General features: G+C 41.0%; 18 protein-coding genes. 8 read left to right on the top strand and 10 right to left on the bottom strand.

Annotation, left to right across the window (positions count from 1 at the left end; genetic code table 11):
• Positions 1–78: 78 nt before the first annotated feature.
• Positions 79–951 (top strand): LamG-like jellyroll fold domain-containing protein, encoded by an 873-nt coding sequence (locus ABJF57_RS20280; RefSeq protein ID WP_462235000.1) that lies wholly within the window; start codon positions 79–81, stop codon positions 949–951.
• A gap of 66 nt (positions 952–1,017) precedes the next feature.
• Here ABJF57_RS20280 and ABJF57_RS20275 read toward each other — a convergent pair whose 3' ends face one another.
• Positions 1,018–1,902 (bottom strand): hypothetical protein, encoded by an 885-nt coding sequence (locus tag ABJF57_RS20275; protein ID WP_462235001.1) that lies wholly within the window; start codon positions 1,900–1,902, stop codon positions 1,018–1,020.
• Positions 1,895–2,407, bottom strand: a complete 513-nt coding sequence (locus ABJF57_RS20270; RefSeq protein ID WP_462235002.1) for an RNA polymerase sigma factor — start codon at positions 2,405–2,407, stop codon at positions 1,895–1,897. Before ABJF57_RS20270 ends, ABJF57_RS20275 begins: the two co-directional genes overlap by 8 nt.
• 257 nt (positions 2,408–2,664) lie before the next feature.
• Between ABJF57_RS20270 and ABJF57_RS20265 the strand changes: the two genes are divergently transcribed.
• The 6 genes from ABJF57_RS20265 to msrB all read left to right on the top strand — a co-directional run bounded on the left by ABJF57_RS20265 (position 2,665) and on the right by msrB (position 7,424).
• Positions 2,665–3,975, top strand: a complete 1,311-nt coding sequence (locus tag ABJF57_RS20265) for a M24 family metallopeptidase (protein ID WP_462235004.1) — start codon at positions 2,665–2,667, stop codon at positions 3,973–3,975.
• A 105-nt stretch (positions 3,976–4,080) separates the two neighbouring features.
• The gene (locus ABJF57_RS20260; RefSeq protein WP_462235006.1) at positions 4,081–4,560 is read left to right on the top strand and encodes a hypothetical protein; all 480 of its coding nucleotides are present in this window, start codon (positions 4,081–4,083) and stop codon (positions 4,558–4,560) included.
• An 81-nt stretch (positions 4,561–4,641) separates the two neighbouring features.
• On the top strand, positions 4,642–5,838 hold the full coding sequence (gene lhgO, locus ABJF57_RS20255) for an L-2-hydroxyglutarate oxidase (protein WP_462235008.1): 1,197 nt from the start codon (positions 4,642–4,644) through the stop codon (positions 5,836–5,838).
• Entirely contained in the window at positions 5,838–6,302 is a 465-nt protein-coding gene (locus ABJF57_RS20250) for a GNAT family N-acetyltransferase (RefSeq protein ID WP_462235009.1), read from the top strand. Before lhgO ends, ABJF57_RS20250 begins: the two co-directional genes overlap by 1 nt.
• Before the next feature lie 34 nt (positions 6,303–6,336).
• Positions 6,337–6,855 (top strand): DinB family protein, encoded by a 519-nt coding sequence (locus tag ABJF57_RS20245; protein WP_462235011.1) that lies wholly within the window; start codon positions 6,337–6,339, stop codon positions 6,853–6,855.
• A gap of 74 nt (positions 6,856–6,929) precedes the next feature.
• On the top strand, positions 6,930–7,424 hold the full coding sequence (gene msrB / locus ABJF57_RS20240; protein ID WP_462235013.1) for a peptide-methionine (R)-S-oxide reductase MsrB: 495 nt from the start codon (positions 6,930–6,932) through the stop codon (positions 7,422–7,424).
• On the opposite strand, the gene ABJF57_RS20235 is transcribed toward msrB, so the two are convergent.
• Positions 7,387–8,376 carry a YheT family hydrolase gene (locus tag ABJF57_RS20235; protein ID WP_462235015.1) on the bottom strand — a complete coding sequence of 330 codons (990 nt, stop codon included), beginning with the start codon at positions 8,374–8,376 and terminating at the stop codon, positions 7,387–7,389. The two genes, msrB and ABJF57_RS20235, sit on opposite strands and share 38 nt — an antisense overlap.
• A 56-nt stretch (positions 8,377–8,432) precedes the next feature.
• On the opposite strand from ABJF57_RS20235, the gene ABJF57_RS20230 reads away from it, so the two are divergent.
• Positions 8,433–10,829, top strand: coding sequence for a TonB-dependent receptor (locus ABJF57_RS20230; protein ID WP_462235017.1), 2,397 nt, complete (start codon positions 8,433–8,435; stop codon positions 10,827–10,829).
• A 24-nt stretch (positions 10,830–10,853) separates the two neighbouring features.
• Here the strand turns inward: ABJF57_RS20230 and ABJF57_RS20225 are convergent, their stop codons facing one another.
• The 7 genes from ABJF57_RS20225 to ABJF57_RS20195 form a co-directional block, all read right to left on the bottom strand.
• The gene (locus ABJF57_RS20225; RefSeq protein ID WP_462235018.1) at positions 10,854–11,720 is read right to left on the bottom strand and encodes a hypothetical protein; all 867 of its coding nucleotides are present in this window, start codon (positions 11,718–11,720) and stop codon (positions 10,854–10,856) included.
• 49 nt (positions 11,721–11,769) lie between these two features.
• A complete protein-coding gene (locus ABJF57_RS20220) occupies positions 11,770–12,630 on the bottom strand; it encodes a DUF5777 family beta-barrel protein (RefSeq protein WP_462235019.1) in 861 nt (286 codons plus the stop codon).
• On the bottom strand, positions 12,617–13,156 hold the full coding sequence (locus ABJF57_RS20215) for a YceI family protein (RefSeq protein ID WP_462235021.1): 540 nt from the start codon (positions 13,154–13,156) through the stop codon (positions 12,617–12,619). The genes ABJF57_RS20220 and ABJF57_RS20215 overlap by 14 nt, the downstream gene beginning before the upstream one ends.
• 13 nt (positions 13,157–13,169) lie before the next feature.
• On the bottom strand, positions 13,170–13,964 hold the full coding sequence (locus ABJF57_RS20210) for a hypothetical protein (protein ID WP_462235022.1): 795 nt from the start codon (positions 13,962–13,964) through the stop codon (positions 13,170–13,172).
• Between the two features lie 84 nt (positions 13,965–14,048).
• Positions 14,049–14,825, bottom strand: coding sequence for a hypothetical protein (locus ABJF57_RS20205; protein WP_462235024.1), 777 nt, complete (start codon positions 14,823–14,825; stop codon positions 14,049–14,051).
• A gap of 333 nt (positions 14,826–15,158) precedes the next feature.
• Complete coding sequence (locus ABJF57_RS20200) at positions 15,159–15,617, bottom strand: DUF2452 domain-containing protein (RefSeq protein ID WP_462235026.1); 459 nt, start codon at positions 15,615–15,617, stop codon at positions 15,159–15,161.
• Positions 15,604–15,744, bottom strand: coding sequence for a hypothetical protein (locus tag ABJF57_RS20195; protein WP_462235028.1), 141 nt, complete (start codon positions 15,742–15,744; stop codon positions 15,604–15,606). The genes ABJF57_RS20200 and ABJF57_RS20195 overlap by 14 nt, the downstream gene beginning before the upstream one ends.
• Positions 15,745–15,766 lie beyond the last annotated feature (22 nt).

Here is a 15,766-nt window from a genome sequence, read left to right as displayed (position 1 = left end):
TATAACACCATCCGCATTCGAATAAACCTTCGTCCTTTGATTGTCAAAATCAGTGATCCTTTCTACTAAATACAAAACATGAAAAAACTGCATATCAATACTATTCTAATTGGAGGCTTGTTTTTCTTCCTTTTTTCTTGTCAATCTGATTCTAACTCGGAGCTGAAAAATGCCCTTACTTTCTATGTTTCTTTTGATAGCGGCACTACAGCCGATTTCGCATTGGGAGACGCTTACATTTACACTGCCAATTCTTCATACATTAACTCAAGTAGGGTTTTAGAAGGGATACAGGTTGGCATGAATAACGATGATCACCAAATCGTCAAAGGAAAAGGTCAGTTTGGTGATGCATTTCAGTTTGGCAATACGAGTAGTCAAGTCATTTTTTATAAAAGCAAGGACAACATAGCCTATGACCCACAAAACTGGTCTGGCACTATTTCCTTCTGGTTAAGTGTTGATCCTTCAACTGATCTCGACGGGTACACAGATCCAATACAAATCACTGATACCAATTTCAATGATGCGTCGATCTGGGTAGATTTCACAGATGAAGATCCCCCTAACTTTAGATTGGGCGTCATAGGTGATAAAAATGCCTGGACCCTAGACACGCTGAATTCATCTGTAAAAGCGGTATTCGACAAGAGACTTGTTACCGTTGAGACACCCCCATTTACCAAAAGTACCTGGACACATATCCTGATATCTTATGATGGTTTAGGTACTGAAAACAGTTTGGCTAGCCTTTACCTGAATGGTGAAAAAGTGGGCACTATTAGCGGAATAGGTGATCCTTTTACCTGGGAGTTGGAGAAATCAAACATTTTCCTTGGATTGAATTTTAGAGGCTTAATGGATGACATGGCAATATTTAATAAACCTCTAACAGACAATCAAGCGATGGAGGTCTACCAATTAAAAGGGGGTATCAAGTCAATTCTATAATTTGGAATTGCAATAAAAAAAGCACGAGCTGCAAGCTCGTGCCAGTTGAAGGTCTTTTTTGAAATCTCAAAAATCCTTATGTATAAATTTCACCCTGACTGAACTCTTGGTCGATTTTGAAAAATTCAACTCTTTTAGCTCTTTGTCATCCAATCGGTACCACACATTCTTGATTTCACCGTCCTCGGATGTCTCCCAGTGGAGTTTTAACTGCTCAAAGCCTGATACCTGCATTCGGAAGTTAGCTTTGTATCCATTGTCCAGCTTCAAAGTGAATTTTTTGATTTCCCTATCTGTAGCGGTGCTGGTAAATTCATGCTTTAGCTGAGGTAAGTTATTGGTCAAATACTCGCTAAATTCCTTCACAGAACTTCGTCCTTTTGCGCTTTCCAGCACAATCATATGCTCTTGAGAGACAATTTCTACCGGAGCCCTCTTTGGCTCATTACTCGTCGATGCTGGTTCTGTATCCTGACTTGAGACAAGCAGTCGCATTTGTGCCTGACTGCTGTCCTGCGAAGGAGAAACTTTTACAACTTCTTCTTTACTCGCTTCCTCCTCTACTATCGTTTCTTCTTCCTTTTCGACTTCCATTGAGGTAACTCCAGCATCATTAGCTGGTTCATTCGTTGCTTCTTCTGCCGGCTCTGGTTCCGTTTCTGTTGTCTCAACCAATTCGACTCGCTCTGCTGGCGTTTGAATGGTCTCTACTAAAGTGTTTTGCTCAGATGCTTCTGGCTTAGAAAACAATAAGATTGATGTAGCGACTATGACGCCACTTGTTGATATGAAAATGTTCATTTTGTGTTGTTTTAACCATTGTACAATTAAACTGGTACTGGTGCCAGAGCCGGTAGCTTGTACGAATTGCGTTACAGATTTCAGAGAGCGTGCGGCTGGCTCTTGACGTGCCGCCTCAAACAAATCGTTTATGAATTTCTCATCAGGCATGTTTCACTCCTTTCTCGTTTTGCATTTCTTCTGCTACCACTTCTTTCAATTTTTGTCGCCCACGACTCAACCTTTTCTTGACATTCGCTTCAGTGACCTCCATAGACTCGGCTATCTCCTTGATGGAAAAACCAACAATCTCATAGAGCACCAAAGCTTCTTTCTGAGGTTCAGGTAACTTGGACAGACACCAGTGTAGAAACTGAACTTTCATGGACGTCTCCGCATTGTCGCGTTCTGATGGATCCATTGATTCGGCCATGGGTTCAGGTTTCATTTTTCTGGAAGCATTCGCCAACAATCGGCGACTGATGCCAATCAAAAACCGCAAGAATGCCTCGTGATCTTTGATAGAATCCAGCTTATCATAGGCTACAAGCAAACAGTCGTTCATCAAATCCTCGTACGGATAGCCACCATAGGTGCGGGCACGGCAGTATTTTTCAAACCGCTCGTGTACGGGTTCGTAGAGTTTTAAAAATTCGGACTGTTTTGTATTAACCATTCAACAAGTGCCTCCAATGGTAATAGTGTTTTGAACAACAAAAAAGTGACAGCTGAATAAAATTTATTTTGAAAGCCAATTAAGAACAGCTTGTTGCCACGATTCACGATATACCACATCGCCGAAATTCAGGCTGACTCATCAGTTCCATAATGGATCTCTGAAAAAGAGATAATTAACAAGAAAATCCTTAAGAGTACATGGCTAGGCGTTCCCGTTGATCTTTGCTAGCTTAGTTTATCTTTTTCCATAAACCAATGAATACCAATATGAAGACCTTTTTCACCTCCCTTCTTCTCATAATTTGTACTCTCACATATGGCCAGGAAGCCATGCGTAGGTGGCGCAAATTGAATCAGGTCAGAAATGACAAGTTCGATCTGGTGTTACCGGAAGCTATGCGTGAAAACAAGATTGACATGTGGATTGTCACCAATCGCGAAGGAAATTTTGATCCGTTGTATTCCGACATGGGCGAAGGATACGTCTTTTCGACCGGGTACTACATTTTCACAGATCGCGGAGGAGATCGTATTGAGCGAGCTGCGTTAGGAATAAACGGATATCTTTTGGAGGAAGGTGGAACCTATGATTACTTCGGATCGGTAGATGAACTTAAAGCGTTTGTAATGGCTCGAAATCCTCAGCGCATTGGCCTTAACATTTCGAAAAATATGGGTGGAGCTGATGGGCTTACCTATTCGAATCATCAGGAGCTTACCGAGGTTTTGGGCTCCAAATATGCTGAAAGGTTTGTCTCGGCAGAAAAACTGGTATCAGATTTCCGATCCAGACGTGTAGCCAGCGAGCTGGCAATTTATGCTGAAGCTGGAGAGCTATCCTACACGCTCGCAGAGCGAGCACTTTCAAACGAAGTAATCACGCCTGGAGTAACCACCCTTGAGGATGTTGCTTGGTGGATGAAAGAACAACAGTTCAAAAATAACCTGGGTTCTTCCTTTGGCATGCCCTCCGTCTATATCACAGGGCCGGACGGGATTGAAGCAACATCAACCAATCGAATCATACAACGAGGAGACTTCCTTACCATCGATTGGGGCGTAGGTCTCATGAACATGTTCACCGATATGAAACGCATGGCCTATGTATTGAAAGATGGTGAAGCGAGTTTGCCACCAGGCATTCAAAATGCCTTTGACCAGGGAGCTAAAGCACGAGCAATCATAAAGAAAACCATCAAGCCGGGAGTAACAGCACAAGCCGCGGAAGAGGCCATCTATGAAGCCCTGATCAAGGCCGGATTCAATAAAATGAAAGCCTTTAACCAGTACACTGATTTAGATAAAACAGATATAATCATTGGCTGTCACTCAGTTGGGAACTGGGGCCATGGAATAGGGCCTTCAATCGCTTTCTTTAACCCTGTCAGGTTGGGTTATGAATTGAAATCCAGTAACCTCATTTCCATCGAACTTTTTGCCTATACCAAGCTTCCGGAATGGGGCGGCCGAAAAATAAGAATCGCCCTTGAAGATGATGCGGTGATCACTGAAAGAGGTATAGAATGGCTTTACCCCATAAATTCAGGCGTGCTCTTAATTAAGTAAAGACCAGACCTACTATGGTAGCTAGCCTCATTCCCTCTCCCTTAATACTGAAAATGAATCAGGAAGACTTACTAGCCAATACCTACCTTTGCTAAAAAATCAGAAATGGAAAAAGTGCATGTAGACATACTGCCTGGTGTAGGACTCGGGAAATTGAAGTTTGGGATGAGTAGAGATGATGTGAAAGCAGTCCTAGGAGCACCTGACCACCAGGAGATCACACACTACGGTGATGATGCAGACGATCAAAGCGATGCGTGGGAATATCATCCACTGCGACTGGACCTCAGTTTTGAGGAAGCCGAAGACTGGAAGCTGGTTATCATTTCCGTTTCATCGGAAGATTATCAACTCAAAGGCTCCTCCCTCATAGGACTGAATACAGATGAACTGATGGAAGAACTTGATATGCTCGGAATCAAAGAGTTGGAAATAGAGGATATGTCATCGGAAGATCATCCCGATCAGAAGCTAATCGCCTCCGAGGAGCTGGGCTTAAACTTTTGGTTGCATCAGGATATTCTGGAAGAGATTCAATGGGGCCCACAGTTTCTAGATGATGAGACTATTCAATGGCCAAACTAAGAAACCCGATTTGATTTTGAAATAATCCTTCGCTATCCAAAGTGAAGCACCGATATTTGCTGCTGATCTTTAATCAGGTATATGTATAACGTTGTTGTGATAGGTGGAGGCATTGTTGGATTAGCCTCTGCACTTAAAATTAAGGAAAAGAATCCCACCTTCAAGGTTGCGGTAATTGAAAAAGAGCGAACCATCGCTCAACACCAGACTGGTCATAACAGTGGAGTCATTCACTCAGGGCTTTACTACAAACCCGGCAGTTTCAAAGCCAAGAACTGTGTGGACGGATACAATATGCTGCTTGATTTCTGCAACGAAGAAGAGATCCCCTACGAGCTATGTGGCAAGATTGTAGTCGCTACCAAAGAAACACAACTCGATGCATTGAATACCTTGCATGAAAGAGGTGTTGCCAATGGCTTGGCGGACATAAAGAAGCTACGAGCTGAAGAGCTGGCAGAATATGAACCACATGTAGCAGGTGTTGGAGGATTGTATGTTCCGCAAACAGGCATCATTGATTATAAGCTTGTAGCCGATAAATACGCTGAAAAATTTAAGCATTTCGGAGGAGAAATTTTCTCTTCAAACAAACTCATGAGCTTCAAAGAAGAGCGAGGATTTATTCACGTAAATACCGAAAACGAACGCCTGACTACTCGTGTAGTGGTGAACTGCTCTGGTTTGTATACAGACAAAATCGCCAAGCTAGCTGGTGCGAAAATTGATTTTAAAATAGTGCCATTTAGAGGCGAATACTACAAACTCAAACCCGCAAAAGAAAACTTGGTGAGGAACCTTATCTACCCGGTACCAGATCCGAACTTCCCTTTTTTAGGGGTTCATTTTACACGTCACATTGATGGTGGCATTGAAGCTGGCCCAAACGCCGTACTTGCCTTTGCACGTGAGGGCTATACGAAATCTCAAATCAACATGAAAGAATTGCTGGGGACGCTTTTCTACCCTGGATTTATGCGTGTAGCGTACAAATACTGGAAAACGGGGTTTGGAGAAATGTATCGCTCCTACTCTAAAGGGGCATTTACCAGGGCTCTCCAGGAACTAATTCCAGAAATTCAAAAAAGAGATTTGATAAAAGGAGGTTCGGGTGTACGCGCCCAGGCTTGTGACAGAAAAGGTGGACTAATCGATGATTTTTTAGTTGTTGAGCATGACAAATTCATCAATGTCGGAAATGCACCTTCCCCTGCCGCCACCTCATCATTGGCCATCGGAGAGCGTGTAGCTCAGATGACCATAGAAAAATTAAAGTAGTGCGCATACGGGAAGCACAAATCAAAGATCTTGATCAAATCCTGACACTTTTCGAAGAAACGGTTAAGCACATTGACATACGAGATTATTCAGAAGCACACCTAAACGTGTGGTCAAGCTCGAAAAATCAAAAAGCATGGCTGCAAAAAATCAAGGAGCAATCGTTTTATGTGGCTGCAGTCAAAAATCAGATCGTAGGTTTTAGTTCGATCGATTCTGAAGGATATCTTGACTTCATGTATGTCCATCATCAATTGCAAAGGCAAGGAGTAGCCACGGCTTTGTTGGAAAAAATAGAAAGCCATGCATCAAAGATGGATTTAAAGAGAATCTGGGCTTCAGTTAGCATTACCGCACAGCCCTTCTTTTCAAAAAACGGATATGAACACTACGAAGATGAGCACAAGATGCTGTCTGGCGTGCATTTCAAAAATGCCTTAATGGAAAAAATAATCATGCCATAGCATAGCACGCGCTTAGTTTCATATCTTTAATCATATGCAGTATGATTTAGACAAATCAATTGAAATTTTAGAAAGAACGCCTAAAGTTCTTCGGGCTTTACTAGCTGAGTTATCTCCTGAATGGACTACCAATAATGAAGGTCCGGATACGTGGAGTCCATTTGACGTCCTCGGCCATCTCATTCATGGAGAGAAGACAGACTGGATTCCCCGAACCAAAATCATTCTCGAATATGGAGTAGACATGCCATTTAAACCATTTGATCGTTTTGCGCAAAATGAAATAAGTAAAGGCAAATCCATTCCAGATTTATTGGTGGAATTTGAAGAATTGAGAGAAGCAAACCTTGAGGAGTTCAAATCCCTGAATGTATCTCAAAATTTAGATAAAATGGGAAAACATCCTGAGCTTGGAGAGGTTACCCTTAGAAACTTATTATCAAGTTGGGTAGTGCATGATCTGGGTCACATTTCGCAAATCACTCGGGTAATGGCCAAGCAGTATAAAGGCGAAGTAGGAATTTGGACCAAGTATCTGGGTGTTTTGCAATAGTCCGATCCAAGACGTTTGGGTTCAACATTGAAACTGAAAACCACATTAAAATCGTTTATTACCTCATGAATTACATGAAAAACTTAATCGCCGTTATTGCAATATCAATTGCCTCATTTTCCTGTGCTCAGCAACAACCAGCAAAGGAAACTGCCAAAAAGCAAGACCTCCCTTTCAAAAAAATAGAAAAGACTGAATCTGAATGGAAAAAGCAACTCTCGGACTTTGAGTACTATGTACTCAGAGAAAAAGGAACTGAGCGTGCGTTCACCAGTGAACTCCTCTCCAATAAGAAAGAAGGAACCTATGTGTGCAATGCTTGCGCTCTCCCACTCTTTACGTCAGACACGAAATTCAAGTCTGGTACTGGCTGGCCTTCTTTTTACGAACCCATCAATGAAGTAAACGTGGCAGAAGAAGACGATCGTGCTTATGGTATGGTGCGTACAGAGGTATTGTGTGCCCGTTGTGACGGACACCTGGGTCACGTATTTCCTGATGGACCAGCACCAACAGGACTCAGATACTGCATCAATGGTGCTTCGCTAAAGTTTGAGGAGAAAAAATAACTTCATCTATGAATCTTTCAGAAGCCAACTCCATGTAGCTCCACCTGCTACCAGGGATTGTAAAACCAACATGACCACCTTTCTTAGGCATTTCCAGGTAAATATTTTTGCTCTTTTCTGCCAGATCAACGGGATAACAAGGTTCTCCAAGCATCGGATCATTGACCGCATTTACAATGAGTAACGGAATTTTGATATTTGATAGAAACTGATCACTGGTGATTCTGGTATAAAAATCATTCGCATCCTTGTACTCTGGATGAACCTTCAATGTGAAAGCTTCATCCAACTCTTTAAAGTTCTTCACCTTCCTTACTACGTCAAGGTCTACGGGCATTTCCATCTTCTCTGATTTTTCCAAGACTTTCCCTTTGAGTTTAGAGATGAAGCGGTTTTCATAAATCTTATTTGCTCCGATTTTTAGCATATCAGCGCTGTTCTGCACGTTGCACGGAACCGAGAATGAGATAGCTCCTACTATACGTTCGTCCGGCATACGCTCCCCCAAGTATTTCTGTTGCATCCCTCCTCCCATGGAATATCCCATTAAGACAACTTCTTCATAGCCTTCAACAAAACCCCGCTCGATGACAGCTGCAATATCTTCAGTAGCTCCATGATGATAAAATCGAGGCAAACGATTCATCTCTCCGCTACAACTTCTATTGTTCCATGCCAGAATATCCCACCCTTTCTTTGAAAAGAACGCTGCGGGACGTTTGATATAATGTCTATCAGAACTTCCCTCCAAACCATGACTCAACACAATCAAGCGCTTATTCCCCTCTCTAATCCAGTCCAAATCCAGAAAATCACCGTCAGGTAACTCCAACCGTTCACGCTCATAAGGAATGGCTCCAGCGTCATAAAACAATGAAGGAACGATCGTTTCGAAGTGACCATTCAAAAAATACCAGGGCCTCTTGCTGTATTTTGATTTTATTATTGGCATGAACGGCTCAATTTTTGCATTAAAATGTGAAATTCGCATCCGAAATTAATGACTGAATGAGACTTAATCATAAGATTACCTTTCTTCTTCTTCTTGCCTCAACTATTTCCTTTTCGCAAAATGTCTTCGTCATAGATGAGGCTACAGGAAAGCCAGTAGTTGATGTCTTCATTTACCACGAAAACAAAGAGGACATCTCATACACTAATGAAAAGGGATTAGCAGACATTTCAGCATTTCCTCGCGGGTTACTTTTTTTCCAGCACCCCTCCTATTACCTGCAATCGGTTGCATATCTAGGTAGCAATATAAAAATTTCGCTAAAGGAAAAAATCATGTCTTTCAATGAAGTTGTGATATCCGCCAACAAGTGGGAACAAGCAGAAGAAAGTGTTTCTCAGAAAATAATGTCGATAAACAAAAAGACGATACAATTTCAAAACCCTCAAACCTCAGCGGATTTACTGGCTAATTCAGGTCAGGTTTTCGTGCAAAAGAGTCAGTTAGGCGGAGGTTCTCCCAAGATTAGAGGGTTTGCCGCAAATTCTGTTTTGCTAGTAGTCGATGGTGTCCGAATGAACAATGCCATCTTTAGAAGTGGCAATCTTCAAAACATCATCAACATAGATCCAAATGCACTGGAAAGCTCTGAAGTGATCTTTGGTCCTGGGTCCGTTGTTTATGGTAGTGATGCACTTGGAGGTGTTATGGATTTTCACACGATCGAACCTAAATGGTCCACAGATGGTGTGACTGATATTTCCGCAAACGCACTGGCGCGCTACAGTACCGCCGCTAATGAAAAAACCGGACATATCGACATTGCTCTGGGGCAGCAAAAATTTACTTTCTTCCATTCTTCATCATTCACAGGATTTGATGATCTACGCGCAGGAAGAAGGCGTTCTGGCGGATACGTTGGTGAGTTTGAACGGAAATTCTATGTGCAACGAATCAATGGTGAAGATCAGCTTGTAAGAAACAATGACATTGACATTCAACGCTTTTCAGGATACAACTTGTTCAATACCGTATCCAAGGTAAAGTACCGAATCAGCCCTAGTGCAGATATAAGCTACGGATTTTATTATAGCACCACATCAGACATTCCCAGGTATGATAACCTAATAGAGACAATCGCTCCTGGAATTGATTCATTAAGTGCCGCTGAATGGTACTATGGGCCGCAAGAATGGCAGATGCATAATGTGCGCTTAAACGTCTACAATAGCAATGCATTTTTTGATCAAGCTCGGGTGACCCTAGCTTATCAAAAATTTAAAGAAAGTAGAAATGATAGAGACTTTGGAGATGATCGCTTGCGCACTAGATCAGAGTTTGTTGACATGTACTCCATAGCCGTTGACTTTGATAAAGAATATCTGAGGTCCAATTTATACTACGGCTTTGATTTCTACAGAAATGATGTGAAATCGGAAGCCTATAGGCAGAACCTGGAAACGAATGAAGTTACCTCTACGGGTAGTAGATATCCGGATGGAGGCAGCGACTTCACCTCTGTAGCTTTGTACGGGAGTTTTGTGTACAAATTGACAGATCAGGTAACAATCAATACTGGCCTTAGGCTAAATACCATCAGTCTTACGGCAGCAACCACCAACACTCAGGCTTTGTCCAATAGTGTCGCGAATTTGGATTTAAAAAATTCTGCAATCAATGGGTCTTTGGGACTGGCCATCAATCTCAATGAGACCAATAAAATAAGTTACAATATCTCCACAGGGTTTAGGTCACCTAACGTAGACGATGTTGGGAAGGTATTCGATGTTGGCAATAGTCTTGTTGTGCCCAACCCATCATTAAAACCTGAATACTCACTCAGTAACGAGCTGGCCTACCAGCGTAAAACAGAAAAAATATTGTTTAAAATAGTGGCTTTCCATAGTCGACTGTTTGATGCAATAGTAGATGGACCTTTTACACTCAATGGATTCAGTACAACATCAATTGATGGTCAAACCTTGGATGTCTTTTCGAAAGTAAACGCAGGTGATGCTGAAATATATGGAGGTAGCCTTCTATTGACAGCCGAATTAGCTGACAATTGGGCCGTATCAAAAACCATCAGTTATACAGGGGGCAAAGACATTACCAACGATGAACCGCTCAGACACACAACACCAGTCTTTGGAAAAGCAGCCATCACCTTTCAAGAGAAGAAACTTCGCTCTGAATTTTACATTGAATACAATGGCAATAGAAATCGAGAAGACATTCCTTCTTCAGAAATTGATAGAAAGCCTTATTTATATACCGCTTCGGGTACCCCCGGTTGGTATACGCTTAATCTGAAGTCAAGCTACCAAGTGAGCGAACATGTAAACGTCAATGCCGGCGTAGAAAACATCATGGATAAGCATTACCGACCTTACTCATCTGGGATTAGTGCTCCTGGTCGAAACTTTGTTTTCGCGGTTCGTGCAAGTATTTAAGCTACAGACTGTTTTTCTACTAACTTATTTAAATAGCCTGATACCCATGGTTACGTCAACCCTGGTCAAGCTAAAATCTGCAAGCACCATTGCTCCATTATTATCAAGTTCGGACAATCGTGCAATGTTAATTTCTGCCCCAAATCCTAAACCGAAACTCTTCATCAAAATGAAGTCGTAACTGACACCCACTGCAACGCCAAAAGTATCTCCTTCTTGATAAAAAGGAACCCCGTCTCCAAACCCATCCGTTCTGTACTTAATGATTCCGCCAGATATAAAATAGTTTACTACCTGATCATCGTATAAAAAATTCCTGTAAGCTATGGCTAGACCCATATAACTGAATTTTATTCGCTCATCCCTTAAACTGGAAAACCCGAACACTGTGTTAAAGGGCGGCACAAAATCCTCGTTTGCTTCTGTGCGAATATGATTGTACTTCGCTCCTACGCCGATATTTTCAGATAAAAAATAATAAAGCTCTCCACCAAAATTCCAAAGAGATTGCATCTGTTTTTTATAAGAATTGGGTAGCCCATCATACCCTCCGAATTGATAGGTATATCCAGTATTGAGAGTCAATCTAAATGATGCTGGTTCAAAATCCTCCAAGATGATCCGATCCTCCTCCTTCAACTCAACGATTCGTAAAGTATCATCCTTCACGCCTGTTTCAATCCGGTTATAATATTTAACCTTTGAAAGCGGTAAACTCGATTTTAAAAGGAGAATTCCGCTTTTATCAAAGACCGAAAAATCAATGAAATCATCAGAAATTTGCGTGATTTTACATTCTATGCTATCGCCTTCGGTTGTTACGATGACATCTTGTGCATTAGCAAAAGCAAAAGCAAACACCAGTATGGAAAATATAAAATGCCTTCTCATTTATTCGTATTCTCCCATGAATATAAGAGAATACGTCAATAATAGCTCATTAATTCTTATTTGGTCGAAGATCAAATACTCGTGTAATGTTAAACCCATAGTGAACATCTCCGTCCCAAAAACTATCAGTAGTCTCTCCTATGAATCCACGCTCATTCATTTGAACTGCATTTGTGAAATGGAGCTGAAATACATGGCCACCGGTTTCAATGTCAACACCAACTGCAAAAGAGTCTTCAAATTGCGCTGACTTATTTGACAACTGTGGATAATATTCAGTTACAATTGCAATTCGATTGGACAGTTTGTACCGCGCTCCCAAGCCAATCGCTATGAGTAGATTATCATCCTGCAACGTAGCTACTAAATTCCTTTGAATTATCGTAGGTGCAATCTGTAAGCTAAAGTTTGAGTTGAACTTTCGAGCGATCAAAAGTTGTGCGGTATATGCATTTCTATCAACCCCCTCAAGTCCCAACTGATCTACAGTTTTTCTCGCAACACTGGCAAAAGCGGTTGCCGTAAATGGGAAGTCTTTAGACTGTCTTAAGAAGCGATACTTTAAAAATGCATCTACAACTTTATCAAAGGAAGCCCTGCCAAGGCCAATATTCAAATCATCCGTAATTCCATATTCAAGTCCAAGTCTTATGGTTGAAAAATCCAAACCATAGAACCCATCATACCCATCATTTATTTTTCCAAAGCGATGACTGATAATAAATTCCAATGTACCATTGGAACGAGTCTCTATGGAATGACCATTGATGACTCTTGTACTTTTAAAGGTGGCGGATGCATATCCCTTATCGCTTGCCTGACTTGACGCGAGCAACTCTAAGAGTTCTTGCTCTTGCCCAACAGCGCACAAGGAAAATACCAACAATACTATCGAACTAATCTTTTTCATAGGGAGCATAATCAAAATTTGCAGTTACTTCTACTTCTTCCGCAATCTTATAGAAGACTGCCTTAGGGATTTTTACTTTGTAGTCTTCCAAACGAATATTGAAGACTGTTGATAGATTCAAAGATTTTTTACTTTTCTCAATATCACCTTCGATAGTCACCTCTCTTGTCACTCCATGAATTTCAAGTGTTCCTTTCGCAGTGGCTTTTGAGACACCTTCTGACTCATCCCAATCAGTAATTTTTCCCTTGAATGTCGCATTGGGGTACTTATCAGACTCCAGGTAGTTTTCATTGAAATGCTCTTGCATCAACTCCTTTTTAAAATCGAAGGATTTAATAGGGATAACAATTACAATGGCCTTAGAGGTTAAGTCAACAATACTTGTAGCCGACTTGTTTATGGCTTCAATATCTTCCATCGGAGCATCCGAGTAAAATTTGATATATGATTCAGAGGTCTTAAATCTTTGAGTAAACCCAGAAAGTCCGCTCAATAGGATCAGTGTATATAGTAATATCTTCATTTGTTATTTGTTTTTAATTGTCTTTAGCTCCATCATCAACCCAGCATGCGATCATATCCACTTCGGCTTGCGTCAAAACCCCTGGAGATCTTGGCATAGAACCACTCTGTGTTCGAACTTTAATCCTGGCTGCTTTAGCAATAACATCCCCTTTTTCAGTCCAATTTCTATCAGATCCATTATCTCCGTTGTGGCATCCTGAAAAAGTGCATTGAGCTAATAGCAATGGCATAATATCACCAGATAAACTCACATTTGAACTTACATAAACATCCGTAGAAACTTCACAACCAGAGCCATCCGCAACTGATATCTTATGATTTCCTACACCCACAGAACTGAAGGTATTAGACGCCTGTGCAGTCCCTTCATCTATTGAGTACGTGTAGCTTCCATCTCCATCAGAAGCAATGATTTCAATGGTTCCTGTATCATTACTACAATCCGAATTGGTTGTTGATATGGCTAAGGAAATACTGCCATTTGAATTCAAAGTTGTATTAAGTGTGAAAGAACAGTCATTGGCATCCATGACTGTGATTGCCAAAGCTCCAGCAACTAGGCCTGTAAAATCGCCTGAAGTCTGGAAATTGATACCATCTAAGCTATAAGAGTAGGGAGTTGTACCGCCAGAGCCCAAAACCGAAATACTTCCTTCAGTATCACAAGTTGGTTCAACGGATGAGGAAACAGCAACCGCAAGATCAGATTGGCTGCAATCTATCCCAATATCTTCTTCACTATTATTCGAGCATCCTGTCAAAAAAAGGACGGACGCGATCCATATGTATAAGGCAATTTTGTTCATATCTAATTGTTGTAGGTTTTCATATTTGGATTTTCAATTGTATCTGAGGTAGCACTGTTTAAGCATACCATATCTGTGTTTTGTTTAGTTATCACTTGCCCCATCATCTACCCAACATGCAATCAAGTCAATCTCTGATTGTGTCAGTGTTCTATCCCTGGGCATTGTCGTTGCTTGAGTTTCGGACTTGATTCTTGTAGCATTTTGAATTACCTCTTGGTTAGTAATCAAGCGAGGAGTCTGAGTGCCGTTGTGGCATCCTGATATTGCACAATCTTTTCTGATAATCGGCATAATATCATTTTCCAAGCTAACCTTTGAATTAACGGTAATGAACTTAGTAACCACACAACCGCCTTCATCTTTTGCTGTTATGGTATAATTTCCTGTAGGGATAAAGTCAAAGAAAGCTTCTGTGCCGAATGCTCCATTATCCAGCGAAAACTGCAAACTCCCAACGCCACCACTCGCTAAGACTGTAATTGTACCTGAAGGAACGGTGCAATCGGAATTAGTCGATTCCAAATCAAGTGTTATACCCGTTGGTTCGGATTCCAAGGTAAAACTTACGGTTGCAGTACAGCCCAATCCCTCTTTTACTAAAAGTTCAAATTGTCCAGCAAAAACGTTTTCGAAAATCGTACTGGATTGAAAATTTTCACCGTCACTACTGTATTGATATTCACCATCTCCCCCGGAAGCTTCCACCACTATTTGTCCCGATTTCTGGCAATCAGATTTTATGCTAGAGACTACTTTTATGGACAAATCAGAAGCAGAACAATCGATTCCAGGATCTTTACTCTCACAAGCATACATAAGAATCGAGATTGAAATAACTAAAAATGTGAGCCTACTCATGTTCCTCTTAATAACGACTTTTTTTAGAGATCATCACTACTTACTTAATCTTCTTTTTAGACCCGAACGTCACCTCTGCTGAAAATGGTTGCGTCAGAAATAAAAAAATCTTTGATACTAATACCTCTCTGAATTTTAAATACGTTCGAATCGTATTTAGATTGGGGCAAAAGTAGAGGATATCAAAAGCAAGAAATGATTACCTAATAGACAAAAGGTAGACGCTACACACATTGAATCGATTGGAGTACCCATCTGAATCTTTGATGCAGAGTGAAATTCCTAAACCTTGATCAGTCTTACATCCCTTAGATGAGTAGAATGATTTCTTCTTTATTGAGGCGTTTTTATAATTTCCCAGGTGTGATCGGAAAGCAATTTAACTTCAGCTTCAAAAGTTTCATAAGGAAAGCTCTTCCCCCATTCATCTGGACTCACCATGGAAAGCAAATCTGTACCATCCTTCTTGCTATATAGGTAATACACTTTTCCAATGACTGGCTGAAAAGGAACAACGGCCTGATATATCCTTTCTGATGCCTCCACTCTACTTTTAAGGTACTTGGCCTGATCAATCAAAGTCTGCATCTGCTCATAAAGTTGATGAAACTGTCTGTCGGTCTGATCGTGCATTGCCGCAACAGCATTGCCTTTAATTCTCCCCCGATCTTCTGGCTTAATAATAGCACTGCCGGCATGATGCGCATACTCGATGAGTCCAGGCAAATCAGTAATCTTCTCCTTTTCCTTTTCAAGATCAATTAAAGAGATATCAACTTTATTCTTTGCCATTTTCCTTTTCAATTGTATTTTTTTCCCATGGAGCAACCGTTCTACTGCTTATGTCCACTGCGACAATTATCAAAATAATTACGAAAATGATTGCTCCGATTAAGAAATATTTCTTAGACTTTGTCATAATTGCAGATTGAACCATCAAA

Origin of the sequence: Ekhidna sp. (genome assembly GCF_039940915.1) — a bacterium.
Lineage (GTDB): Bacteria > Bacteroidota > Bacteroidia > Cytophagales > Cyclobacteriaceae > Ekhidna.
The sequence above is the reverse complement of the archived record's forward strand: the minus strand, read 5'-3'. Positions and strand labels throughout refer to the sequence as shown.